Below are 22,549 nucleotides of genomic sequence, written 5' to 3'. Positions count from 1 at the left end.
GTATTTGGCGGCTGTTGCGGATTGGTTTTTTTAACCATTTGGAAGCTGCGAGGTGTCGTGGCGTACCCTCGCAAAGGTCTCACAAGGCGGATAGTGCGGTTTTCAGGTCCCCGTATCCGGTGAAACGCCGTTCAAAAGCAAGGCCGAGCCGGGCTGCGCAGTCACGCGCTTTTTCTGTCAGCGCCGGGTCATCGGTCTGCGCCTGATAGACCAGTTTTTCATAATTACCGAAATACATGTCGCGCAGGTCAGGATGGCGGTCCAGCCCCATGGGTTTCCACACGAAGGCGTCGAACTGGCGGACCAGAAAGTCGGTCAGGTAGAAGCTGGTGAATTCTTCCTCTGCTTTGGCGGCGAAAACGTCATGGCCTTCGAAAAAGCTGTAGCAGTGGGGCCCCGCGATCATCTTCACACCAAGGTCGTCACAAGCTTGTTGGAGCAGGCCACCGGTGCCGCAGTCCGCGTAGACCACGAAGATATCGGCGTAGGCATCGCGGTGTTTGACCACGCTCGCGCGCACCTCAGCGGTGATCTTGTCGGGGTAGAGGTGGTATTTCGCGGGCAGGCAGGTCAGGTCAAGATGGTCCCAGCCGTTGAGCGCCTTGAGGTCGAGTATTTCACGCGCCAGCGCGCCGCAGGCAATCAGCAGGATACGCCCCTGCTTGTCGTCCAACGGCAGGCCGTCTTCGGTCAGCGAGGCGTCGGAGGGGATCATTTGCCCAGATACCGGATCGCGAAGGCCGCGATCAGGAAGGCGGGCAGGGCGGCAACCATCAAGCCAGGGCCACCAAGGCTAAGCAGCCAGACTGTTGCACCAGCGGCAATTAACACGCTGAGCAGGATAAGGGCAAATCTGGCTTTGGGCATCGTTTCCTCCTGACATATCCCAAGATAGGGGGAGTTGCGTACACAAAAAAGGCCCCGCCGGAAGGCAGGGCCATGGGTCACGCGCATCGCCGCTCTCAGGCCGATTTGGCGGTGTTGTGTTTGCGGGCCATCCATTCCTTCGCCGTCTCGACCGCCACTGCGGCGTCACGGCAATAGGCGTCGGCACCAATGGCCTTGCCAAATTCCTCGTTCAGCGGCGCGCCGCCAACCAGAACGATGTAATCATCACGGATGCCTTGTTCGACCATCGTGTCGATGACGACTTTCATATAGGGCATGGTCGTGGTCAGCAGGGCGGACATGCCCAGAATGTCGGGGCCTTCGTTTTCGATGGCCTCCAGATAGGTTTCGACCGGGTTGTTGATGCCCAGATCGACCACTTCGAACCCGGCACCTTCCATCATCATGCCGACAAGGTTCTTGCCGATGTCATGGATGTCGCCCTTGACGGTGCCGATGACCATCTTGCCCACGCGTGGCGCACCGGTTTCGGCCAGAAGCGGCTTGAGAATGGCCATGCCACCCTTCATCGCATTGGCGGCCAGCAGCACTTCGGGCACGAAAAGGATCCCGTCGCGGAAATCCGCACCCACAATGGTCATCCCGCCCACAAGCGCTTCGGTCAGGATCCTGTAGGGTTCCCATTTCCGCTCAAGCAGGATGTTCACGCCTTCCTCGATCTCTTCCTTGAGACCGTCGTAGAGATCATCGAACATCTGTTGGACAAGTTCTTCGTCGTCCAGGTCTGCCAGGATAATTTCGTCGTCGTCCGACATGTGTATTCCTCTTGCTCGTGACCGCAGCGTTGGTCCTGACCGCATAGATGTCACGAAAAAGCGCATAATGACGCGCAAATTGCGACACCGCCTGCGCAAAGCGCGACGCTTTTGCCACAGGGGTTCGGGACGAATATACACTTAGCCACAAGGGATTAAGACAATCATATTGTTCATGTTCATTATTTGTTCTATTCATCTGTGATGGACCAAGCGGCACGCCTGTACAAATTGCGGGGACGGGGGACGGACAGCAATCATGCGGGCCGGTTTGAGCGGCTGCGCCGGGAGGTTGCCGATGACGGGTGGGCGGCGGCGGACGCACCGCTGCCGGTCCTGCGCACGCAGACCAGCATCGAGCGGCCGCGCAGCATGATCACCTACAACAGGTCGCCCGATCTGCCCTTCGATCGGTCGATCAATCCTTATCGCGGATGCGAGCATGGCTGCGTCTATTGCTTTGCGCGGCCCAGCCATGCCTACCTCGGCCTTTCACCGGGCCTTGATTTCGAAACGCAGCTGGTTGCACGACCCGAGGCGCCGGAGGTCCTGAAAAGGGAGCTTGCCGCGCCGTCCTACAAGGTTGCGCCCATTGCCATCGGGACCAACACCGATCCCTATCAACCCATTGAGAAAGAGCATGAAATTGTCCGCGCCTGTTTGGAGGTTCTGGCGGATGCGAGGCATCCGGTGGCGATTGTCACCAAGGGCAGCCTGATTGAGCGGGACATGGATATCTTGCGCGACATGGCAGCGCAGGGCCTGGTGCGCGTGGGCATTTCGGTGACCACGCTTGATCCGAAACTGTCGCGCCTGATGGAGCCGCGCGCGCCCGCGCCCGCACGCCGCCTGCGCACGATTGAACGGCTTGCGGCAGCGGGAGTGCCGGTGCGCGTCATGGCCTCCCCCATGGTGCCCGCGCTGAGCGATCCGGAACTTGAGGCGATCCTTGAGGCGGGGCGGGACGCGGGGGCGCAGCACGCCAGTTGGATCATGCTGCGGTTGCCGCAGGAGGTGGCCGGACTGGTCGAGGCGTGGCTGGAACAGCATTTTCCGGACCGGGCGGCGCGGGTGCTGGCGCGGCTGCGCGAAATGCACGGCGGCAAGCTTTATGATGCGACGTGGCACAAGCGGATGCGCGGGGAGGGGCCTTACGCGGAAATGGTGGCGCAGCGGTTCAAGGTTGCGGTCAAGCGGTTGGGTCTAAAAACCTCTGCTGCGCCGATGCGCTGTGACCTGTTTCGCGCGCCACAGCTGCCGGGACAGCAGATGTCGCTGTTCTAGGCGCGGCGGCGTCTGCCCCCGCGACGTGGCGTGCGCGCCGGGGCCGCGTCATCGCCTGTACCGTCATTGGCGGAGGAAAACCCACCCAAGGCCGCTTCGATTTCCGCCAGTTCCGGGGCGCTGCCGCGCGGCTGCGTATCCAGCGCCTCGCGCATTTTCTCAAGGTGTTCCGGCATCGTACCACAACAGCCGCCGATGATCGCGGCGCCGCAATTGCGCGCCATGACCGCATAGGTCGCCATCAGGTCGGGCGTGCCATCGTAATGAATATGGCCGTCCACGTATTTCGGAATGCCCGCGTTGCCCTTGGCAATCAGGGGCAGGGCGGTTTCCTTGGCCGCCATGCCCAGCATGGTGCGCAGTAAATCCGACGCGCCGGTGCCGCAGTTTGCCCCGTAGGCCAGTGGCGGCGCGTCCAGTTCCGCAACCATCTCGACCATGCCCTCCGACGTCAGGCCCATCATGGTCCGTCCGGCGGTGTCAAAGCTCATGGTGCCGCACCATGGAAGACCTGCGCGCGCGAACCCTTCGGCCGCCGCGCGGTATTCCTCGGGCGCGCTGATCGTCTCCAGCCAGCCGATATCGGCACCACCTTCTTTCAGGCCGTCGGCGGTTTCGTGAAACATCTCGACCGCAAGCGCATGGCTCAGCGTTCCGACAGGCTCCATGATCTCGCCCGTAGGTCCGACGGACCCTGCCACGACGACCTTGCGACCTGCCGTATCGGCCACTTCGCGACCCAGTTCAGCCGCGACACGGCTGAGTTCATGGGCGCGCTTGGCGGCGTCGTGCAGCTTGAGACGGGAGGCGTTGGCACCAAAGCTGTTGGTCAGGAAAAGATCGCTACCCGCGTTCACCGCACCGCGATAGAGCGTCAGGATCTTGTCTGGGTCTTCGGTGTTCCAGAATTCGGGCGCGTCGCCCGACATCAGACCCATGTTGAACAGATTGGTTCCGGTCGCACCATCGGCCAGCAGCACCCCTTTGTCGGCCAGAAGGGTGGTGAAAGTATCTGTCATGGCAGCCCCGCGAAATAGTGCGGTTCAGGATATTCCACACGGTACTATATCAGGCAAGCTCATAATCTTCATCTTGATTATGAGCCTGCGTTCACAATCTGAAGGATCAGTCGTGTTCTTCCATAATCTGCGCCTTGGCCTGTGCCATCAGCGTCTTCATCTGGCTGCGGATCGTGGCTTCGTCCGCCTTGTCGCCCAGATCGCCGGACACTTTGCGGTACACGTCTTCGTCGCCGGCTTCCTCAAAATCGGATTTTATCACTTCCTTGGCGTAGTCAGCAGCATCCTCGCCGGTTTTGCCCAACAACTCAGCCGCCCAGAGCCCCAACAGCCTGTTGCGGCGTGCTTCTGCCTTGAATTGCATCTCGGCGTCGTGGGCGTACTTGTTTTCAAAGGCGTTTTCGCGGTCGTTAAAGGTGGTCATCGGCGGGGTCCTCATGCTGATGTCGTTCTGGTTTCAATATGCGTGTCCTCACGGCCCGCCACAAGGGGCATAAGCCGACGCAGCGCGCTTGCAGGGATAGGGGGGTTGGACTAAGAGGGGCGCAAACGCCCCCAGGACCGTCCAGAGGGGCCTTTGGTGAGAGGACGCATATGGCCCGCCGCAAGAAGATCTACGAAGGCAAGGCAAAGGTTCTGTATGAAGGGCCGGAGCCGGGGACCATCGTGCAATACTTCAAGGACGATGCCACGGCCTTCAACGCCCAGAAAAAGGACGTCATCGAAGGCAAGGGGGTGCTCAACAACCGGTTGTCCGAATATTTCATGACCGGGTTGAACCAGATTGGCGTGCCGACGCATTTCATCAAGCGGCTGAACATGCGCGAACAACTTGTCCGCCAGTGCGAAATCATTCCACTGGAAGTCATCGTGCGCAACTATGCGGCAGGCACCATGTCCAAACGGCTTGGGATCGAGGAAGGCACGCAGCTGCCGCGCCCGATTGTCGAATACTGCTACAAGGACGACAGCCTGGGCGACCCGCTGGTCACCGAAGAACATATCGCCGCTTTTGGCTGGGCCAGCCAGCAGGACATGGAAGACATTCTGAGCCTCGCGCTCAGGGTGAACGATTTCATGTCCGGTGTGATGATGGCCGTCGGCATTCGTCTGGTGGATTTCAAGATTGAGATCGGCCGCATCTATGACGGTGATTTCCAGCGCTTGATCGTGGCCGATGAGATCAGCCCCGACAGTTGCCGCCTGTGGGACATTGAAACCGGGCAAAAGCTGGACAAGGACGTCTTCCGCCGCGATCTCGGCTCGCTTACGGATGCGTATACCGAAGTGGCCAAGCGGCTGGGTGTGATGCCCAAGACATCGACACCGATTACCAAACCGACATTGATTAACTGATCTTCTCAAAAGGGGACGCGCCATGAAAGCAAGGGTGCATGTGATGCTGAAGAACGGGGTTCTGGACCCCCAGGGCGAAGCGGTGCGACATGCCTTGGGCGCGCTTGGTTTTGACGGCGTGAACGGCGTGCGACAGGGCAAGGTGATCGAACTGGACCTCGCGGACGGCGCGACAGAGGATGACGTGACCCGCATGTGCGAAAAGCTGCTGGCGAATACGGTGATCGAATCCTATTCGGTGGAGATGGGCTGATGCGCGCCGCGGTTGTCGTCTTCCCCGGCTCCAATTGCGACCGGGACCTTGCCGTGGCCTTTCGCGCCGCCGGTGCACAGGTCGAGATGGTCTGGCACAAGGACAGCGCCCTGCCGGGCAATGTCGATGTCGTGGGCATTCCGGGCGGCTTTTCCTATGGCGATTACCTGCGCTGCGGCGCGATTGCCGCGCAATCCAACATTTGCGGGGCCGTGAAGGCCCATGCGGCGCGGGGCGGATATGTGCTTGGCATCTGCAACGGATTTCAGGTGCTGACCGAAACGGGCCTGCTGCCTGGCGCGCTGTTGCGCAATGCGAGGCTGAAATACATCTGCAAGACCGTCGGATTGAAGGTTGAAACCTCCAACTCTGCCTTTACCGAAGGGTATAACGCCGGCGATGTGATCGATATTCCGATTGCCCACCACGATGGCAATTACTTTGCCGATACTGACACGATCAAGCGGCTTCAGGGCGATGACCGGATTGCGTTCACCTACGAAGACAATCCCAACGGCGCACAGGCTGATATCGCGGGTATCCTGTCTGAAAACCGCCGCGTCCTTGGCATGATGCCGCATCCCGAACGGGCGGCGGACATTGGCCACGGAGGCACCGACGGTGCGGCGCTCTTCCGCGCATTGGTCGGTGCGCTGGCGACAGCGTGACTTGAGCGAAGACCGCACGCGGCGTAGATTGCGCACATGAGCGTCGCAGAAACAGAGAAAAAGCAGCTGTTGACCGTCTCCTGGCGGGTGCGTCTGGCGATTGCGCTGCTGATGTCGCTTGCGATCATCACCATTTCGGTGACCAACCGGTTGCTGACGGACCGATTTACCGAAAGCACGCGAAACCGGGCCGAACTACGGATTGCCCTGTACAGCGGCAACCTGATGGCGGAGTTGCGCCAGAACGCGATTGTCCCGCAGCTTCTGTCGCGCGATCCGGAACTCATTTCGGCGCTGGAGACGGCAAATTATTCGCTGTCCACACAGCGCCTGATCTCCTTCGTGGATGAAATCGGCGCGGCGTCGCTGATGCTGTTTGACGTGGACGGGCGTACCGTTGCCGCCACAGACCGCAATCGGTTGGGATCGGGGCATAAATCCGAACCCTATTTCGTGGATGCCATTCGGAATGCCGCGACGATCTTCAGCAGCATCAAAGTGGAGGGCGGCGGATACCGCTTTGTCTATTCCCGGCGCATCCAGAATGCTGGGGCAACGCTGGGTGTGATTGCGGTCGAGGTCGATCTGCAAAAGTTCGAACGCGCCTGGGCCGGTATCTCTGATGCGGTCATCGTGACCAACAGCACCGGTGAAATTGTCCTCGCGACAACGCCGCTCTGGCGCGGGCTGACCGAAACCGAAGCACTGGCCAGCCACACGCCGCAAAGCGCGATTGAACGCGCGATCAAGGCCACTGCCGATTGGACTGCTTTGCCGCCCGATGCCTATCTGCAGGGCGAAGGGGTGATGCGGCTTGAAAACAAGATCCCGTTTCGCGGCTGGCGCATGACCAGTTACACCACCTATGCCTCTGTGCGCGAACGGGTTAACGCGGTTTTGGCGCTGGAAGTCATGGCGTTTGCGATATTGCTGGCGCTGGCCTTCTATTTCCTCAGCCGCCGCACCGCGGGCCGGCTGGCGATATTCCAGCGCGAGTCGGCCAAACTCCGCGCATTGAACGCAGCGCTGCAGCGGGAAATTGCCGAGCGGAAGCGCGTGCAGGAAACGCTTGCCGTGGCCGAACAGACGCTTGAGCAATCCAGCAAGCTGGCGGCCCTGGGAGAGATGTCAGCGGCAGTCAGCCACGAATTGAACCAGCCCCTTGCGGCGATGAAAACCTATCTGGCCGGTGCCGGTCTGCTGCTCAAACGCAATCGGCCCGATGAGGCGCTTTCGTCCTTCGGCCGCATCGATGATCTGATTGAGCGGATGGGCGCGATCACCCGGCAGCTAAAGTCCTATGCCCGCAAGGGTCAGGAGGCGTTTTCCCCTGTGGATATGGCTTCTGCGCTGGCATCGAGCCTATCGATGATGGAGCCGCAGTTGCGCCAGCGGCAGGTGGAGATCATCCGGATACTGCCTGACGAACCCGTCGTTGTCATGGGCGACCGGATGCGCATCGAACAGGTGATGGTGAACCTTTTGCGCAATGCGCTGGACGCCATCAAATCCCAACGTATGCCCAAGGTCGAAATCATCCTGTCCGCGGGAGAGACCGCGACGCTGACGGTGCGTGACAACGGGCCCGGGATTGAGAACCTCGATCAGCTGTTTGAGCCTTTTTACACTACCAAGCAGCCTGGCGACGGTGTTGGTCTGGGCCTTGCCATCTCGTCCGGCATCGTAAATGACCTAGGTGGAAGATTGACCGCGCGGAATGGCCAGAACGGCGGCGCGGTCTTTGAAATGCAATTGCCCATCATGGGTTCCGAGACAAGCATCGAAGCGGCGGAGTAAACGGATATGGCACAGGCAATGAAGATTGCGATCGTCGATGACGAACAGGACATGCGGCAGTCGATCTCCCAATGGCTCGCGCTGTCAGGGTATGACACCGAGACGTTCGGCAGCGCAGAAGACGCGCTGAAGACGCTGGGGCCGGAGTATCCGGGGATCGTCATTTCGGACATCAAGATGCCGGGTATGGACGGGATGCAGTTCCTGAAAAAGCTGATGGGCAGCGATTCAGCCTTGCCAGTGATCATGATCACTGGGCACGGCGATGTGCCGATGGCGGTGGAAGCGATGCGCGTGGGTGCCTTCGATTTCCTCGAAAAGCCATTTAATCCCGACAGGATGAGCGAGCTTGCCAAGAAGGCGACCCTCGCGCGCCGTCTGGTGATGGATAACCGCGCCCTGCGCCGTGAGTTGAGCGATGGGGGCCAGCTGATGAAAAAGCTCATCGGCCAAAGCCCGGTGATGGAGCGCCTGCGCGAGGATATTCTTGACCTGGGGCAGGCCGACGGTCATGTCCTGATCGACGGAGAAACCGGGACCGGCAAGACGCTGGTAGCCCATGCGCTGCACGCTGTTGGCAGCCGCGCTGGCAAGAAATTCGTCCTGATCTCCTGTGCGGCAATGGAGGAAGAGGCGCTTAGCAAGCGGCTGTTCGGCCCGATGCAACCTGAAGACGCGCAATTGCCCGCAGTCGAGGAAGCGCGCGGCGGCACATTGGTGCTGGAAGACGTCGAAGCGCTGTCAGAGACCCTGCAAGCGCGCCTGCTCAGCATGATCAACGAACAGGGCACCCCGGCAGAGACTCGGATCGTTGCCATATCGAACCTTCAGGAAGCGGGCCGCACGTCGGAAGACGCGTTGCGCTCCGACCTGTTCTACCGTCTGGCCGCCCTGCGCATCACGGTTCCCCCGCTGCGCCAGCGCGGCGAGGACATCCTGACGCTGTTCACCCGGCTCAGCGATCAGTTCGCGGACGAATACGGATGCGAAGCGCCGCAGGTCAGTGCGCAGGAAGCCGCACAATTGTTGCAGGCCCCATGGCCCGGTAACGTGCGCCAGTTGATCAACGTGGCCGAACGTGCCGTGCTGCAGTCGCGGCGCGGTTCCGGCACGATTGCGTCCCTTTTGATGAGCGATCACGATGAGATGCAGCCGGTGATGACCACCGAAGGCAAGCCGCTGAAAGAATACGTCGAGGCGTTTGAACGCATGCTGATCGACAACACCATGCGCCGCCACAAGGGCTCCATCGCCAGCGTCATGGATGAACTTTGCCTGCCGCGCCGGACGTTGAACGAAAAGATGGCCAAGTATGGCTTGCAGCGCTCGGATTACCTCTGAACGCACGTCAGGCCGTCAACCTGTTCGATTTTCAACCAGTTCCAACGCTTTACCGTTATCATCGGTGATGCAGGTCCAGGGCGTGCCAGAGGCCGTCCTGATCACGTAGCGGTTCAATTCGACGATCGGCACCGTGGTATCCACGACCGCGCCGCTGACGTCGGCCTGTTTTTCGACGGCCGCGATGCAGCTTTTCGAACCCCGCAACTCCGCGAGGGCTACGGGATCGTTGGCGACAGCAAGTTCATCGCAAGCGGCCAAAGCCAGAAATGGCAGGCACAGGGCAGGTCGCAGAAGGGCAGGTCGCAGAAGGGCAGGCATGGGATTTTCCTTGTGGTCTTGTCTTTTGATCTGATCGTTCGCAACAGCGTGGCAGATGCGAAACGGACCACCCCCGGCAGCCCCGCCGCACTGTCTTTAGGGCAACGGATGTTGTCAAGCGAGGGCGGAAAGAATGGTTTGTGGGTGTTGCGAAACGATTGCCCATTGTCATTTGGCCTCGAAACATCTTAATTGGAAGGACGGGTGTGTTTCGCGTCATGCGTGTATACCGCCCCGTGAGAGTTTCGCTGATGCAACCTGCACTGTCAGGGGTATCAGACCGATTGGGCCGCACTGGCCGACGAACCGCTGACGGTCCTGGGGTAATCGCCCGCAAAGGCACCGCAGCTAACAATGGATGCGGCAGGGCAAATGCCTGACCCGTGTCGGAGAAAAACCGCGATGACGCGCGCAGACGCCATGAGCAGACGACCAGAGGCCGATTTCGGCCCCGTCCCTGCGCCGTCGCCTATCGCCATGACAAGTCACACCGCGCAGCCTGCGGCCCCACCGGGGCCGTCAGGCGCGCGCGCGTTGTGCATAGTGAGTTTATGCCTAAGAAAATGCTTATCGATGCCACCCACGCTGAGGAAACGCGCGTGGTCGTGGTTGACGGAAACAAGGTTGAGGAATTCGACTTTGAATCGGAAAACAAACGCCAGCTTGCTGGCAACATCTATCTCGCCAAGGTAACCCGGGTCGAGCCGTCCCTGCAGGCGGCCTTTGTCGACTACGGTGGGAACCGCCACGGTTTCCTCGCGTTCTCTGAAATCCACCCGGACTACTACCAGATCCCCGTAGCGGACCGTCAGGCCCTGCTGGAGGAAGAGCGCGCCTATGCCGAAGCACAGGCCGCCAAGGACGATGAGGAACCCAAGCCCAAGCGCCGGTCGCGTTCGCGCGGGCGTTCCAAGGCCAAGGCGGAGGAAACAGCGACGGGGGATGCCGTTGCCACGTCCGACGTGGAGGGGATGGAAACCGTCGATACCGACGGCGACGACACCAACGAGGTCAGCGTACCCGAAGATGAAGCCTCCTCTCCGATGGAACGGGTGGGCGAGACGCCGGTGGAAACGCCCGAGGCTGACGACAGCGATGACGACAGTGATGATGGCGATGACAACGACGCCACCAATGCCGCCGATAAGGACGAAACAATCGAGTCCGTTGCGGATGATGACGATATCGAAGACATCCGCCCGGTGCGCAAACCCCGCGCCCGCCGCTACAAGATCCAGGAAGTCATCAAGGTCCGGCAGATCCTGCTGGTGCAGGTCGTCAAGGAAGAACGTGGCAACAAGGGTGCCGCGCTGACCACGTACCTGTCGCTGGCGGGACGCTACTGCGTGCTGATGCCCAATACCGCGCGCGGGGGCGGAATCTCCCGCAAGATTACCAACGCCGCCGACCGCAAAAAGCTCAAGGACATCGCGCAGGAGATCAAGGTGCCGCAAGGCGCGGGCCTGATTGTGCGCACCGCCGGGGCCAAGCGCACCAAGGCCGAAATCAAGCGCGATTACGAATACCTCCAGCGCCTGTGGGAGCAGATCCGCGAACTGACGCTGAAGTCCATCGCGCCCGCCAAGATCTACGAAGAAGGCGACCTGATCAAACGGTCCATCCGTGACCTCTATAACCGCGAGATCGACGAGGTGTTCGTGGAGGGCGAGCGCGGCTACCGCATCGCCAAGGACTTCATGAAGATGATCATGCCGTCCCACGCCAAGAACGTGAAACGCTACGAGGAATCGTTGCCGCTCTTTGCGCGCTATCAGGTCGAAAGCTATCTGTCGGGCATGTTCAATCCGACGGTGCAGCTGCCCTCCGGCGGCTACATCGTGATCGGCGTGACCGAAGCGCTTGTGGCCATCGACGTGAACTCGGGCCGGGCGACCAAGGAGGGTTCGATCGAGCAGACGGCGACAAAGACCAACCTTGAAGCTGCCGAAGAAGTGGCGCGGCAATTGCGGCTGCGCGACCTTGCGGGCCTGATCGTGATCGATTTCATCGACATGGACGAACGCAAGAACAACATCGCCGTTGAAAAACGGATGAAGGACAAGCTCAAGACCGACCGCGCGCGCATTCAGGTGGGCCGCATCTCAGGCTTTGGCCTGATGGAAATGTCGCGCCAGCGCCTGCGCCCCGGCATGATCGAGGCGACGACACAGCCCTGTCAAGCGTGTCACGGCACCGGCCTGATCCGGTCGGATGACAACCTTGCCCTGTCGATCCTGCGCCAGATCGAGGAAGAAGGCACCCGCCGTCGGTCCCGTGAGGTGCTGATCAAGGCACCGGTGGGCATTGCCAATTTCCTGATGAACCAGAAGCGCGAACACATCGCCCAGATCGAAGCGCGCTATGGCCTGTCCGTGCGGATTGAAGGGGAGCCGCATCTGGTCAGCCCCGATTTTTCGCTGGAGAAGTTCAAGACGGCCACACGCAACGTGGTGCAAGCCGTGTCGCATGTTGTTTCTGTCGATACGTCGCTGATGGATCAGATCGACGAGGACGAGAGCGAAAGCGCCGCTGCGGAAGACGATGCACCGGTGGATGATCAGCGCCAGGACAATGGCAACGGCGAGGACGGCGAAGGCAAGCCCAAGCGCCGCCGTCGCCGCCGTCGGGGCCGTGGTCGGGGCCGTGGGGCTGGCGAAGGTCAGGACGGCGATCAAAAGAGCGATGCCGCGGATCAGGATGCGTCATCCGATGCGGGCGAAAAGGCGTCTGACGCGGATGCCAAGTCCGATGCGGACGCCAAATCCGACGGGGATGCCGGGGCCGAAGACACGCCCAAGCCGACCCGCCGCAGCCGATCACGCAAGCCCAAGGCCGAGGTAGAGGCGGAAGCAGCGGCAGATACGGATACCAAGACCGATACGCCTGCGCCGCAAGAAGATGCGCAGGACACGGCGGAGGAGAAGCCCAAACCCAAGCGGACCAGGACGCGCAAGCCCAAGGCCGACGCGTCCCCGAAGGAAGAGGCACCCGCGGAAGAAGTGGCAGCAGAAGATGCGCCCGCAAAAGACGCCGAAGCGGAGGAAAAGCCCAAGCCCAAACGCACCCGCGCCAAGAAGGCCAAACCGGCGGAGGAAAAGGTGAACGATACGCCGGAACCCCCTGCGCCAGAGCCGACACCCGAACCGATCCCGGAACCGGTTGAGGCAGCCGCTGAGCAGCCTGCAGCGCCGGTTGAAAAGAAGCCAAAGCGTCGGGGCTGGTGGTCACTGGGCGGAAAATAACTGCCGCATCTCTCCAAAATACGAAAAGGCAGGTCCACTAGGGCCTGCCTTTTTCTATTGAAACAAGCGGTTGCGGGAATCCTATCTTTGCCGGGTGCCCTTGCGCACGACATAGAGTTGCGCCGCGCCGTCTTCCCGCGTCTCCACCAGATCGTGCCCGGCTTCCGCGCAGAAATGAGGCACATCAACGATGGCAGCGGGATCGTCGGCGCGCAACGTCAGGATCGCGCCTGCGTCCAGCGCGCCCAATCGTTTACGCAGTTTCAGCACGGGCAAGGGGCACAGCAGCCCGGTGGCATCAAGTTCGGTATCGGTCATACGCAGCGAGATAGGCCAGTTGTTACACCGCGTCCACAGCCTTGTGACCACCTGTCGCGTGACGTTCACACAAATCACCGCTAGGTGTGAGACATGTTTGGATTTGACCTGATCGATGCCAGCCTACTGCCGGCCATGATGATTGCGCTTGTCGCAGGCGTTCTCAGCTTTCTGTCGCCGTGTGTGCTGCCCATCGTGCCGCCCTATCTGGCTTACATGAGCGGTGTGTCCCTTGGCGATATCTCCAGCGAAAGTGCGGCGCGCCGCAAGGCAGTGGTTGCCGCGCTATTCTTCGTGATGGGGTTGAGCACGGTCTTTTTGATCCTGGGTTTCACGGCCTCGGCGTTCGGCATGTTTTTTCTGCAAAATCAGGTGCTTTTCGCCCAAATCTCAGGTGTGGTGATCATTGTTTTCGGCCTGCATTTCGTCGGCCTTTTCCGCATTCCGTTTCTGGATCAGGAAGCCCGTCTTGACGCAGGCGACAAGGGCGGATCAAGCTTCGGGGCTTACGTGCTCGGCCTTGCATTTGCCTTTGGCTGGACGCCCTGCATTGGCCCGCAGTTGGGTGCGATCCTGTCGCTTGCGGCGACCGAAGCATCGGTGTCAAAGGGCACGCTGCTTTTGGGGGTGTATGCCGCGGGGCTGGGCATTCCATTCCTGCTGGCGGCGATGTTCATCACCCGTGCGATGGGTGTGATGAACCGCATCAAGCGACACATGAAGCTGATCGAACGGATCATGGGCGGTTTGCTGATTGCCGTGGGGCTTGCGATGGTGACGGGAGCGTTTTCCGCCTTTGCGTTCTGGCTTCTTGAAGCCTTTCCGGTTCTGGCCACCTTCGGCTGACCCCGGCGCGCCACCACTGCGCCTTACTCTTGCCCGGAAAAACCGGTAGATTGCCCGCAATCGCCGCGTGGATTGAGGGCGCAATGAGCAGGACAGATCAGGATCAGGTGAGACGACGCCGGGTGTTCTACATCCCCGGCTATGATCCCATTCATCCGCGCCGCTACCGGGAGCTTTATCGCAAGGAAAGCACCGCGCAAGCAGCGATTTCCGGCTACGACATCGCGCTGAAGGCAAAGCCAAAGGGCGCACATTACGGCTGGCACGTCGATGCGCAGATGGACGGCGCAGCGGTCGAGGCTGATGTAGACGTCCTGATCTGGTCCGATATCGTGCGCGACAGCATGAGCACCTCGATCCCCGCAACCTATGTGCAACTGATCCGCACCGCGTGGGTCTACATCGGCACCGGTGCGCTGTGGCGGCTGATGCGGCTGCGAAAGGGGCCGGTGATCGCGGCGCTTTATCCCATCGGGATGTTGCTGGTGCAGCTTGCCCTTGCCCTTTTGGTCGCGGGTGTGGTGCTTGCGGTGACAGATGCGTTGTTGGGGCCTGTGCTGGGCGTGTTTGCCACGGCCTTTGGCGCGGTTCTTGGTGCGGCTGCATGCGTTGCCTTGCTGCGCTGGTTCAAGTCCCGCGATGGGAAATTCTTTGCCTACTACCTGATGCATGATTACGCCTATTCCGCCGCATCGCGTGGTGCCAATCCGCCTCAGCTTGAAGCGCGGATGGCTGAATTCGGTGACGCCATCGCGGCGGCATTGGCCACGGACGTGGACGAGGTGCTTGTGGTGGGCCATTCCTCCGGTGCGCATCTTGGCGTGTCGGTTCTGGCTGATCTGCTGCGCACGGGCAAGGTGCCCGCAGGCGGGCCGCCATTGGCGTTCCTGTCACTGGGGCAGGTGGTGCCGATGGTGTCCTTCCTGCCGGACGCGCACCGGTTGCGCGCTGATCTGCATTACCTGTCGGCAAGCGATGCGCTGACCTGGGTGGATGTCACCGCCCCCGGCGACGGCTGCGCCTTTGCGCTGTGTGATCCGGTGTCGGTGTCCGGGGCGGCACCTGCTGACAAGCGCTGGCCTTTGGTCTTTTCTGCCGCTTTTACCCAGACACTGAGCCCCGCGCGCTGGAAAGAGCTGCGCTGGCGCTTTTTCCGGCTTCATTTCCAGTATCTTTGCGCCTTCGACCGTCCCGGCGATTATGACTACTTTCGCATTACCGCGGGTCCGCTGCCGCTTGCCCGGCGCTATGCGGACCGCGCGCCATCCAGATCGCGTATCGAACGGCCGGTGAACAAGTTCACCTCCCGCGCCGCATGACGCAGCCGCCCAAACCCGCCAGCCGCCCCGACAAGGTATCACTTTGGCAGTACATGCGGCTCTTTCGGCGGGACATTCTTTCTGCGCAACCGGAACGGCTGTACCGCGCATGGATGGCTGAGTTCCGCACACCGTTCTTTCGCAGCTTCCTGATGAACCAGCCCGCGCTGGTAAAGACATTGCTGAAGGATCGTCCCGATGATTTTCCCAAATCCGACAGGATCAGCGAAGGGCTACGCCCGCTGCTGGGAAACTCGGTATTCCTGACCAACGGCGAGACGTGGAAACGTCAGCGGCGCATCATCGATCCTGCCTTCGAAGGGGGACGCCTGCGCGAAACCTTTCCGGCCATGTGGCAGGCCGCAGAGGCGGCCGCGCAGCGGCTGGGGGAGACGGGCGATCTGCCGCAGGACGTCGAACCGCTGTGCAGCCATGTGGCCGCCGATGTCATCTTTCGCACCTTGTTCTCCATCCCTATTGAGGCACCGCAGGCCAATGCGGTTTTCGAGGCCTTCAAATCCTATCAACGCACGCAGCCCTTGTTGAACCTTGGCGCGTTTGTGCCCCTGCCGCGCTGGATGCCGCGGTTTTTTCGCAAGGACACGAAATCCGCCGCAGTGCATATCCGTCGGTTGATCGCCGATTTGACGGAGGCCCGCCAACAAAAGATCGATGCCGGCACCGCACCGGCTGATCTGGCAACCAAGATCATGACCACGCCCGATCCTGAAACGGGCGAATGTTTTACCGCAGAAGAAATGGTGGACCAGGTCGCGATCTTCTTTCTGGCTGGGCATGAAACAAGCGCCTCTGCGCTGGCGTGGACCTTGTACCTGATGGCGATCTTTCCTGATTGGCAGGACCGTCTGGCCGCAGAGGCGCAGGTCCTTGAGGCTGAGGATTTCGCGGTGATGTCGAAGCTGCGGCTGAGCCGCGACGTGTTCCGCGAGGCGCTGCGGCTTTATCCGCCGGTGCCGATGATGGTGCGCGAGGCCCAATGCCCGGAGCGGTTCCGTGACCGCACCGCCCCCAAGGGCGCGCAGCTTGTGCTCAGCCCCTGGCATCTGCACCGGCATACGCGGCTGTGGGACAACCCGGATGGCTTTGATCCCGGACGGTGGCAGACCGAAAATGGCAAGACCTGCATGCGCGACGCGTTCATTCCGTTCTCCGCCGGGCCGCGGGTCTGTCCGGGCGCGGGTTTTGCGATGATCGAAGGGCCCTTGATCCTGTCGCGCCTGCTGCGGGACTTTCGCGTGGTGCCGGTCGAAGGGGCCGTGCCGGTTCCCGTTGCACATCTGACGGTGAGATCAGCAAACGGCATCACCCTGCGGGTAGAACGGCGCTGAGACCCGACTACCATCGGCGGCGTGTTTGGCGTAGAACGGCGACACATTGGAATCAGGCAGCAGGGGTAGGGCAAGATGGCCATAAACGACGCACAACGCGCGCAGATTGAAACCGGGCAGGGGTTTATCGCAGCACTGGATCAATCAGGCGGCTCCACCCCCAAGGCGCTTGGTCTTTACGGTGTCGAGCCGGGCGATTACAACGGCGAGGACGAGATGTTCGCCAAGATGCACGAGATGCGGGCGCGCATCATCCTTGCGGATGATTTCACCTCCGACAAGGTGATCGGTGCGATCCTGTTCGAGCGCACGATGGATGCGGAGATCGACGGGAAGCCTGTGGTGGACCTGTTGTGGCAGGACAGGGGTGTCGTACCTTTCCTGAAGATCGACAAGGGCCTTGAGAACGAAGCGCAAGATGTCCAGCTGATGAAACCGATGCCCGATCTGGCAGCGTTGCTGTCGCGGGCGGTGGACAAGGGTATTTTCGGGACAAAGGAACGGTCGGTCATCCATGCGGCGAACGAAGCGGGGATCGAGGCGGTCGTGGCGCAGCAATTCGATGTGGCGCGGCAGGTCTGTGCGGCAGGACTGGTCCCGATCATCGAGCCCGAAGTCAACATCCAGTCGGCCAGCAAAGGTGCTGCTGAAACGCTGCTGGCAGCAACCCTGGCACGCCATCTTGATACACTGGCGCCAGATCAACCGGTGATGCTGAAGCTGACACTGCCGGAGACTGTAGGACTTTATGACGATGTGTCGGCGCACCCCAATGTGCTGCGGGTCGTGGCGTTGTCGGGGGGCTATTCAACGGATGAAGCATCGGCCCGGTTGGCGCGCAATGCCAAGATGATCGCGAGCTTTTCAAGGGCGTTGACCGAAGGGTTGAATGTTAAGATGAGCGATGCGGAGTTCCAGGCAGCACTTGGCGGGAACATCGACAAGATTTACAGCGCGTCGGTGGCGTGAGGTCTCGGAAATTTTGAAAATTTCCGACCGTTTTCTTTCAAAGAAAACGACTACACGACTTTTCGGACCGGTTCTTGATTGCAGAAAATTATCAATTGTCCGGCGTTCTCTACGGCACGAAACCCGCGTCGGCGCAGTTCGTCTTCGAACTCAAGCATGCCGACGTAGCGCTCAATGTCACGCTTGTTGCGACGAATGACCCCTCCTTTTGCAGCTGCGCGCGAGCTGAATAGGGCGGTGATCCATTCATGAGCGGATAGGGGTGAAGCCGAAAATCGCATGTGCCGCACTGTACCTAAATCAAGGTAAACGTTCCTTTAACGCCCGCAGCACATAAAGCCGGATCGCCGAGGCCAAGCCTAAATCCATGCCGCGCTCTGCATCAATTTCGGCCACCAAGGCATTGATGGCCATGTTCTTTTCCGTCGCCAACGCGCGGAATTCGGTCCAGAATTCGTCCTCAAGCGATACCGACGTGCGATGCCCTTTGAGCGTGACAGAGTGTTTGACGGGCCGTCCGCTCATGTCTCGCGTTTGTGCGCTTCCAGGTTGCGCGCAATCTGCTCGGCCCGTGCTTTCAGCGCCTTTTTCTGCGCCTTCGTCTGCCCGAAGGCCACAGCGTTTTCGTCTGCGCGCGCCTTGCGCGACGCGCGGTTACGCTCTTTCTTCACTTTGTTGAGGTTGATGGGCGCGCTCATTTCGGTCCGATCATCTGCTCAGGCCGCACCACCTTGTCAAAGGTCTCCGCATCCACAAACCCCAGCGCTATCGCCTCTTCCTTCAGGGTTGTGCCGTTCTTGTGCGCGGTTTTGGCGACCTTGGTGGCGTTGTCATAGCCAATGGTCGGGGCAAGTGCTGTGACCAGCATCAGGCTTTCCTTCATCAGCTTGTCGATCCGTTCTTCATTAGCCTGCGTGCCCACGACCATGTTGTCCGTGAACGACCCCGCTGCATCACCCAAAAGCTGCATGGACTGCATGACATTATAGCTCATCATCGGGTTGTAGACGTTCAGCTCGAAATGCCCCTGCGATCCGGCCATTCCCACGGCGGCATCGTTGCCCATCACATGCGCGCAGACCATGGTCAGCGCTTCGGCCTGCGTCGGGTTGACCTTGCCCGGCATAATGGACGATCCCGGCTCGTTCTCCGGTAGGATCAACTCCCCCAAACCCGACCGGGGACCGGACCCCAGCAAACGCATGTCGTTGGCAATCTTGAACATGGACGCGGCGGTGGCCTTCAGCGCGCCCGAGAACATGACCATCGCGTCATGCGCCGCCAAAGCCTCAAACTTGTTGGGCGCGGTGACAAAGGGCAGGTCGGTGATCGCTGCAATCTCCGCCGCCACTTTCTCCGCAAATCCTTTGCGTGTGTTCAGCCCGGTGCCCACGGCGGTGCCGCCCTGTGCCAGTTCATAGATGTCGGGCAGGCAGGCCTCGACGCGTTCAATCGCCTTGGTCATCTGGTGGGCGTAGCCGCCAAATTCCTGACCCAGCGTCAAGGGCGTGGCGTCCTGCGTGTGGGTCCGGCCGATCTTGATGATGTCCTTGAATTCTTCCGACTTGGCCGCCAGCGCCGCCTGCAACTTGCGCAGACCGGGCAACAGCGTATCACGCGCCATCATGCCGATGCCCACATGCATCGCCGTGGGGAAGGTGTCGTTTGATGACTGCCCCATGTTGCAATGATCGTTGGGGTGGACCGGCGTTTTTGAAGCCAGTTCGCCACCCAAAATCTCAATCGCACGGTTCGAGATCACCTCATTTGCATTCATGTTGGACTGTGTGCCCGAGCCCGTCTGCCAGACCACCAGCGGGAAATGATCGTCGAACTTGCCGTCGATGACTTCCTGTGCCGCCTGCTGAATTGCCGGGGCGAGTGCGGCGTCCAGATCGCCGAAGCCAAGGTTCACGGTTGCACAGGCCTTCTTGATCACCCCCAGCGCGCGGATGATCGCCACGGGCTGGCGTTCCCACCCGATGGGGAAGTTCATGATCGACCGCTGCGTCTGCGCGCCCCAGTATTTGTCGGCTGGAACTTCGAGAGGGCCAAAGCTGTCGGTTTCGGTGCGGGTATCGGCCATGGGGCGCTCCTGAAGGGTTGTTTCGCCTCAGGGTGTAGCGCCGGGGCACGGCGGGTGCAATCTTTGGGCGTAACAGCGGGCGCTATTTGCGGAAACTGTCCAGAGAGACGATTTCGGCCGGTTTGGCCTCTTCGGTTGCTTCCAGCGTGGCGGGTTCTTCGGAAACCTGCTCCACCGGGGCTTCGACGATCGTTTCTTCGTCCGTGTCGTCGCCATCCTGCTGTTCAAACCGCAGGCCGAATTCCACGGATGGGTCCACAAAAGTGCGAATGGCATCATAGGGGATATAAAGCGGCTCTGGCGCATCGCCAAAGTTCAGCGTGACCGAAAACCCATCCTCCGTCACCTCAAGACCGTCATACCAGTGCTGCATCACCACGGTCATTTCGCCGGGATACCGATCTGAAAGCCAATCGGCCAGTTCCGCATCGGGGTGCGATGTGTCGAACGTGATGAAGAAATGGTGGTTGCCGGGTAATCCCCGATCCGCCACGTCCAGAAGCACCTTGCGGATCAGACCCCGCATGGCTTCGTGCATGAGATTGCCGTAGTCGATGTCGCGGCTCATGTGCGTCTCCGGTCGCTCCCCCACCTCTCACCATACCCCATTTGCGGCGGAGGGAAAGGGGGCGCTTACAGCAATCCGGCAATGGTGGCGACAACAGCCAGAATGGCCATGGTCTGCACAAAACCGCGCCGCAGCGCCAGCATCAGAACAGCCGCAGCACACGTCAGCGCGGCCGCAATCGCATCAAAGCTGGAAAGCGTCGGGGCAGGCACCGCCAGAAAGCGCGCGGGCTGCACGTCAGTGAACAGGACATGCAAGGCAAACCAGATCGACAGATTGGCGATCACGCCCACAACTGCGGCTGTAATCGCCTGCAAGGCACCTGACAGGCGCGGTTGCGCGCTGATCCGCTCCAAATAGGGGCCGGCAAGGAATATCCACAAAAAGCACGGCGTAAACGTCACCCACAGGGCGACAAGGCCCGCCGCAATGGCCCCGGCAATACCCGCTTGCGCAAAACCGGCCAGCAAAGCGACGAACTCCGTGACCAGAATAAGCGGCCCCGGCGTGGTTTCGGCAAGCCCCAGCGCGTCGATCATCTGGGCGGTCGTGATCCAACCGTAATCCTGCACTACCGTCTGCGTCATATAGGCCAGCACCGCATAGGCCCCGCCAAAGGTGACCACGGCCAGTTTGGAAAAGAACAATCCCAGTTGCAGCAGGAAATCCTGCCCCAAACCCCAAAGCATCAGCAGCGGTGCCACCCAAAGGCCGCCCCAGATCGCAAGGGTGCGCAGGCTGTGACCGGGTGTAGTTGCGACATCCCCAAGCGGCGGCGCAGTTTGCGGCCCTGCACCCGTCAGCATGCCCCAGATCCCGGCAGCAAGGATGATCAGCGGAAAGGGCAGGCCAAAGAAAAACAAGGCCACAAACGAGAGGCCCGCAAGGGCCCAGCCCTGCCATCCTGCCAGCGCCTTGCCCGCAACCTTGCGCAGCGCCTGAAACACCACGACAATGACCGCCGCCTTGATCCCCGCGAATGCCGCCTGCACCAGCGGCAACTGCCCCAGATAGGCATACCCCAGCGCCAGCAGTGCGATCACCAGCGCGCCGGGAACGACAAACAGCAGCCCGGCCAACACACCACCGGCGACACCGCGCAGGCGCCAGCCTGCGTAGGTGGCCAGTTGCATCGCTTCTGGCCCGGGTAGCAGCATGCACAGGCTCAGCGCACGCAGATAGCTCTGTTCGCTCAGCCAGGGGCGTTCTTCCACCAATTCCTTGTGCATCAGGGCTATCTGGGCGGCGGGGCCGCCAAATGACAACAAACCGATGCGTCCGAAGATGCGGGTCATCTCCGGCCAGCCCGGTGCGGTCACAGCGGACCTCCGGGCGCGCCGTGTGTCTCATTCGCCCCATCCCGCGCCCAACGGTAGAGCGCATCATACATCTGCATCCCGGCGTCCAGCTGGGCGCTGTCATCGCGGTATTGCCGCGACAGGCCGACCGACAGGGCCAATAATCCCGCCGCCTGCGGGCAGTCATCATGCGCATTTGTGTCTGCCGCGCGCACAACAGCTGCAAGGCGGTCAAGCGCTCCTGTCCGCAGATTAAAAGCGTCCAGCATGCTGTCAAAGGTGCAATGGTCGCCACGATGGCTGAAATCAGCGCCGTCAATGTCGAAAGGGATCGCATCGTAGCGGTCCGCGACGCCCATGACCTCAGCAGGAGAGACATAGAGGAACCGCGCCGCTGCATCCACAAAGCGCCGGATCAGCCACGGGCATGCAATACGGTCGATCTTGGGGCGGTGACGCGTCACCCAAAGGGTGCCTCCCTCCACGAGGCCGGGCAGGGCCTTTGCGGGCACGCGCGGGGCGTCCGGATGGTCCCGCCACGCGAAATTGCCGCCTTGCAGGTATTCGGCCGGGATACCTTCCAGACGCAGGAGGGCCGTCATCCCCTGGCTCAGCTTGATGCCCTGTTGACAGGTGATCACGCAGGGGCGCTGGTCCAGTCTGGCGATCAGACCGGACCGATCGGTATGTGGATGCCGAAAGGCACCGGGGATCAGGAAGGGATCGTCCGCGAAATCCGGATCAATCGAAATATCGACGATCACCGGGCATTCCGGCGTGCCGATCAGACGCAGAAGTTGGGCGGGGGTCATCTCGTTCGGGGCTGCCATGGCATGCGTCCTTTGTGTTGG

24 protein-coding genes are annotated in these 22,549 nt (G+C 60.9%); 11 read left to right on the top strand and 13 right to left on the bottom strand.

Translation table 11 applies throughout. The features are described 5' to 3' along the window. Positions 1 to 79: 79 nt before the first annotated feature. The 3 genes from AB4X18_RS19245 to AB4X18_RS19235 form a co-directional block, all read right to left on the bottom strand. Positions 80 to 715, bottom strand: coding sequence for a DUF1638 domain-containing protein (locus tag AB4X18_RS19245; RefSeq protein ID WP_370401587.1), 636 nt, complete (start codon positions 713 to 715; stop codon positions 80 to 82). Next, a complete protein-coding gene (locus AB4X18_RS19240; RefSeq protein WP_370401586.1) occupies positions 712 to 867 on the bottom strand; it encodes a hypothetical protein in 156 nt (51 codons plus the stop codon). Before AB4X18_RS19240 ends, AB4X18_RS19245 begins: the two co-directional genes overlap by 4 nt. Positions 868 to 962: 95 nt before the next feature. Beyond that, positions 963 to 1,664: a corrinoid protein gene (locus tag AB4X18_RS19235; RefSeq protein WP_370401585.1), complete on the bottom strand. Its 702-nt coding sequence runs from the start codon at positions 1,662 to 1,664 to the stop codon at positions 963 to 965. A gap of 204 nt (positions 1,665 to 1,868) precedes the next feature. Here AB4X18_RS19235 and AB4X18_RS19230 point away from each other — a divergent pair, with 204 nt between their 5' ends. Continuing rightward, a complete protein-coding gene (locus AB4X18_RS19230; RefSeq protein ID WP_370401584.1) occupies positions 1,869 to 2,948 on the top strand; it encodes a PA0069 family radical SAM protein in 1,080 nt (359 codons plus the stop codon). Here the strand turns inward: AB4X18_RS19230 and bmt are convergent. Together bmt and AB4X18_RS19220 are read right to left on the bottom strand one after the other, a co-directional pair. Beyond that, positions 2,945 to 3,967 carry a betaine--homocysteine S-methyltransferase gene (gene bmt / locus AB4X18_RS19225; protein WP_370401583.1) on the bottom strand — a complete coding sequence of 341 codons (1,023 nt, stop codon included), beginning with the start codon at positions 3,965 to 3,967 and terminating at the stop codon, positions 2,945 to 2,947. The genes AB4X18_RS19230 and bmt overlap by 4 nt on opposite strands. Positions 3,968 to 4,073: 106 nt before the next feature. Continuing rightward, positions 4,074 to 4,391, bottom strand: coding sequence for a DUF1476 domain-containing protein (locus AB4X18_RS19220; RefSeq protein WP_432816921.1), 318 nt, complete (start codon positions 4,389 to 4,391; stop codon positions 4,074 to 4,076). 170 nt (positions 4,392 to 4,561) lie between these two features. Here AB4X18_RS19220 and purC point away from each other — a divergent pair, with 170 nt between their 5' ends. From purC to AB4X18_RS19195, 5 genes are read left to right on the top strand one after another with little or no spacing between them, the layout of a single operon-like run. Beyond that, entirely contained in the window at positions 4,562 to 5,323 is a 762-nt protein-coding gene (gene purC, locus AB4X18_RS19215) for a phosphoribosylaminoimidazolesuccinocarboxamide synthase (RefSeq protein ID WP_370401581.1), read from the top strand. A gap of 22 nt (positions 5,324 to 5,345) precedes the next feature. Then, positions 5,346 to 5,576 carry a phosphoribosylformylglycinamidine synthase subunit PurS gene (purS, locus tag AB4X18_RS19210; RefSeq protein WP_370401580.1) on the top strand — a complete coding sequence of 77 codons (231 nt, stop codon included), beginning with the start codon at positions 5,346 to 5,348 and terminating at the stop codon, positions 5,574 to 5,576. Next, positions 5,576 to 6,244: a phosphoribosylformylglycinamidine synthase subunit PurQ gene (gene purQ, locus AB4X18_RS19205; RefSeq protein WP_370401579.1), complete on the top strand. Its 669-nt coding sequence runs from the start codon at positions 5,576 to 5,578 to the stop codon at positions 6,242 to 6,244. The genes purS and purQ overlap by 1 nt, the downstream gene beginning before the upstream one ends. 36 nt (positions 6,245 to 6,280) lie before the next feature. Then, positions 6,281 to 8,041: a sensor histidine kinase gene (locus AB4X18_RS19200; protein ID WP_370401578.1), complete on the top strand. Its 1,761-nt coding sequence runs from the start codon at positions 6,281 to 6,283 to the stop codon at positions 8,039 to 8,041. 6 nt (positions 8,042 to 8,047) lie between these two features. Then, positions 8,048 to 9,382 (top strand): sigma-54-dependent transcriptional regulator, encoded by a 1,335-nt coding sequence (locus tag AB4X18_RS19195; protein ID WP_370401577.1) that lies wholly within the window; start codon positions 8,048 to 8,050, stop codon positions 9,380 to 9,382. 15 nt (positions 9,383 to 9,397) lie between these two features. Here the strand turns inward: AB4X18_RS19195 and AB4X18_RS19190 are convergent, their stop codons facing one another. Then, on the bottom strand, positions 9,398 to 9,703 hold the full coding sequence (locus tag AB4X18_RS19190; protein ID WP_370401576.1) for a hypothetical protein: 306 nt from the start codon (positions 9,701 to 9,703) through the stop codon (positions 9,398 to 9,400). Between the two features lie 551 nt (positions 9,704 to 10,254). Between AB4X18_RS19190 and AB4X18_RS19185 the strand changes: the two genes are divergently transcribed. Further along, on the top strand, positions 10,255 to 12,945 hold the full coding sequence (locus AB4X18_RS19185) for an Rne/Rng family ribonuclease (protein WP_370401575.1): 2,691 nt from the start codon (positions 10,255 to 10,257) through the stop codon (positions 12,943 to 12,945). A gap of 81 nt (positions 12,946 to 13,026) precedes the next feature. Here the strand turns inward: AB4X18_RS19185 and AB4X18_RS19180 are convergent, their stop codons facing one another. Further along, positions 13,027 to 13,263, bottom strand: coding sequence for a sulfurtransferase TusA family protein (locus AB4X18_RS19180; RefSeq protein WP_370401574.1), 237 nt, complete (start codon positions 13,261 to 13,263; stop codon positions 13,027 to 13,029). A 93-nt stretch (positions 13,264 to 13,356) separates the two neighbouring features. Between AB4X18_RS19180 and AB4X18_RS19175 the strand changes: the two genes are divergently transcribed. The 4 genes from AB4X18_RS19175 (at position 13,357) to AB4X18_RS19160 (ending at position 17,746) form a co-directional block, all read left to right on the top strand. Then, positions 13,357 to 14,109 carry a cytochrome c biogenesis CcdA family protein gene (locus AB4X18_RS19175; protein WP_432816920.1) on the top strand — a complete coding sequence of 251 codons (753 nt, stop codon included), beginning with the start codon at positions 13,357 to 13,359 and terminating at the stop codon, positions 14,107 to 14,109. An 83-nt stretch (positions 14,110 to 14,192) separates the two neighbouring features. Continuing rightward, positions 14,193 to 15,428 carry a hypothetical protein gene (locus AB4X18_RS19170; protein ID WP_370401572.1) on the top strand — a complete coding sequence of 412 codons (1,236 nt, stop codon included), beginning with the start codon at positions 14,193 to 14,195 and terminating at the stop codon, positions 15,426 to 15,428. Beyond that, positions 15,425 to 16,777: a cytochrome P450 gene (locus AB4X18_RS19165; RefSeq protein WP_370401571.1), complete on the top strand. Its 1,353-nt coding sequence runs from the start codon at positions 15,425 to 15,427 to the stop codon at positions 16,775 to 16,777. Before AB4X18_RS19170 ends, AB4X18_RS19165 begins: the two co-directional genes overlap by 4 nt. Positions 16,778 to 16,852: 75 nt before the next feature. Next, positions 16,853 to 17,746, top strand: a complete 894-nt coding sequence (locus tag AB4X18_RS19160; protein ID WP_370401570.1) for a fructose bisphosphate aldolase — start codon at positions 16,853 to 16,855, stop codon at positions 17,744 to 17,746. A 300-nt stretch (positions 17,747 to 18,046) separates the two neighbouring features. Here AB4X18_RS19160 and AB4X18_RS19155 read toward each other — a convergent pair whose 3' ends face one another. From AB4X18_RS19155 to AB4X18_RS19130, 6 genes are all read right to left on the bottom strand, one after another. Beyond that, positions 18,047 to 18,271: a ribbon-helix-helix domain-containing protein gene (locus AB4X18_RS19155; RefSeq protein WP_370401569.1), complete on the bottom strand. Its 225-nt coding sequence runs from the start codon at positions 18,269 to 18,271 to the stop codon at positions 18,047 to 18,049. Next, complete coding sequence (locus tag AB4X18_RS19150; protein ID WP_370401568.1) at positions 18,268 to 18,444, bottom strand: DUF4169 family protein; 177 nt, start codon at positions 18,442 to 18,444, stop codon at positions 18,268 to 18,270. The genes AB4X18_RS19155 and AB4X18_RS19150 overlap by 4 nt, the downstream gene beginning before the upstream one ends. Then, positions 18,441 to 19,832 carry a class II fumarate hydratase gene (gene fumC, locus AB4X18_RS19145; protein WP_370401567.1) on the bottom strand — a complete coding sequence of 464 codons (1,392 nt, stop codon included), beginning with the start codon at positions 19,830 to 19,832 and terminating at the stop codon, positions 18,441 to 18,443. Before fumC ends, AB4X18_RS19150 begins: the two co-directional genes overlap by 4 nt. Positions 19,833 to 19,914: 82 nt before the next feature. Further along, positions 19,915 to 20,400 (bottom strand): SspB family protein, encoded by a 486-nt coding sequence (locus tag AB4X18_RS19140; protein ID WP_370401566.1) that lies wholly within the window; start codon positions 20,398 to 20,400, stop codon positions 19,915 to 19,917. Positions 20,401 to 20,465: 65 nt separating this feature from the next. Further along, positions 20,466 to 21,695: a chromate efflux transporter gene (chrA, locus tag AB4X18_RS19135; RefSeq protein ID WP_370402542.1), complete on the bottom strand. Its 1,230-nt coding sequence runs from the start codon at positions 21,693 to 21,695 to the stop codon at positions 20,466 to 20,468. Between the two features lie 20 nt (positions 21,696 to 21,715). Beyond that, a complete protein-coding gene (locus AB4X18_RS19130; protein WP_370401565.1) occupies positions 21,716 to 22,528 on the bottom strand; it encodes a chromate resistance protein ChrB domain-containing protein in 813 nt (270 codons plus the stop codon). Positions 22,529 to 22,549 lie beyond the last annotated feature (21 nt).

It is taken from the genome of Sulfitobacter rhodophyticola, from assembly GCF_041281685.2.
Taxonomy (GTDB): Bacteria; Pseudomonadota; Alphaproteobacteria; order Rhodobacterales; family Rhodobacteraceae; genus Sulfitobacter.
The sequence above is the reverse complement of the archived record's forward strand: the minus strand, read 5'-3'. Positions and strand labels throughout refer to the sequence as shown.

Coding starts and splice junctions, on each gene's coding strand:
- AB4X18_RS19190 (WP_370401576.1), bottom strand. CDS start 9,703: ATGCCTGCCCTTCTGCGACCTGCCCTTCTGCGACCTGCCCTGTGCCTG.
- AB4X18_RS19245 (WP_370401587.1), bottom strand. CDS start 715: ATGATCCCCTCCGACGCCTCGCTGACCGAAGACGGCCTGCCGTTGGAC.
- AB4X18_RS19175 (WP_432816920.1), top strand. CDS start 13,357: ATGTTTGGATTTGACCTGATCGATGCCAGCCTACTGCCGGCCATGATG.
- AB4X18_RS19155 (WP_370401569.1), bottom strand. CDS start 18,271: ATGAGCGGACGGCCCGTCAAACACTCTGTCACGCTCAAAGGGCATCGC.
- AB4X18_RS19165 (WP_370401571.1), top strand. CDS start 15,425: ATGACGCAGCCGCCCAAACCCGCCAGCCGCCCCGACAAGGTATCACTT.
- bmt (WP_370401583.1), bottom strand. CDS start 3,967: ATGACAGATACTTTCACCACCCTTCTGGCCGACAAAGGGGTGCTGCTG.
- AB4X18_RS19140 (WP_370401566.1), bottom strand. CDS start 20,400: ATGAGCCGCGACATCGACTACGGCAATCTCATGCACGAAGCCATGCGG.
- AB4X18_RS19230 (WP_370401584.1), top strand. CDS start 1,869: ATGGACCAAGCGGCACGCCTGTACAAATTGCGGGGACGGGGGACGGAC.
- AB4X18_RS19185 (WP_370401575.1), top strand. CDS start 10,255: ATGCCTAAGAAAATGCTTATCGATGCCACCCACGCTGAGGAAACGCGC.
- AB4X18_RS19130 (WP_370401565.1), bottom strand. CDS start 22,528: ATGGCAGCCCCGAACGAGATGACCCCCGCCCAACTTCTGCGTCTGATC.
- purQ (WP_370401579.1), top strand. CDS start 5,576: ATGCGCGCCGCGGTTGTCGTCTTCCCCGGCTCCAATTGCGACCGGGAC.
- chrA (WP_370402542.1), bottom strand. CDS start 21,695: ATGACCCGCATCTTCGGACGCATCGGTTTGTTGTCATTTGGCGGCCCC.
- AB4X18_RS19160 (WP_370401570.1), top strand. CDS start 16,853: ATGGCCATAAACGACGCACAACGCGCGCAGATTGAAACCGGGCAGGGG.
- AB4X18_RS19200 (WP_370401578.1), top strand. CDS start 6,281: ATGAGCGTCGCAGAAACAGAGAAAAAGCAGCTGTTGACCGTCTCCTGG.
- AB4X18_RS19240 (WP_370401586.1), bottom strand. CDS start 867: ATGCCCAAAGCCAGATTTGCCCTTATCCTGCTCAGCGTGTTAATTGCC.
- AB4X18_RS19150 (WP_370401568.1), bottom strand. CDS start 18,444: ATGAGCGCGCCCATCAACCTCAACAAAGTGAAGAAAGAGCGTAACCGC.
- AB4X18_RS19235 (WP_370401585.1), bottom strand. CDS start 1,664: ATGTCGGACGACGACGAAATTATCCTGGCAGACCTGGACGACGAAGAA.
- fumC (WP_370401567.1), bottom strand. CDS start 19,832: ATGGCCGATACCCGCACCGAAACCGACAGCTTTGGCCCTCTCGAAGTT.
- purS (WP_370401580.1), top strand. CDS start 5,346: ATGAAAGCAAGGGTGCATGTGATGCTGAAGAACGGGGTTCTGGACCCC.
- AB4X18_RS19220 (WP_432816921.1), bottom strand. CDS start 4,391: ATGACCACCTTTAACGACCGCGAAAACGCCTTTGAAAACAAGTACGCC.
- AB4X18_RS19170 (WP_370401572.1), top strand. CDS start 14,193: ATGAGCAGGACAGATCAGGATCAGGTGAGACGACGCCGGGTGTTCTAC.
- purC (WP_370401581.1), top strand. CDS start 4,562: ATGGCCCGCCGCAAGAAGATCTACGAAGGCAAGGCAAAGGTTCTGTAT.
- AB4X18_RS19180 (WP_370401574.1), bottom strand. CDS start 13,263: ATGACCGATACCGAACTTGATGCCACCGGGCTGCTGTGCCCCTTGCCC.
- AB4X18_RS19195 (WP_370401577.1), top strand. CDS start 8,048: ATGGCACAGGCAATGAAGATTGCGATCGTCGATGACGAACAGGACATG.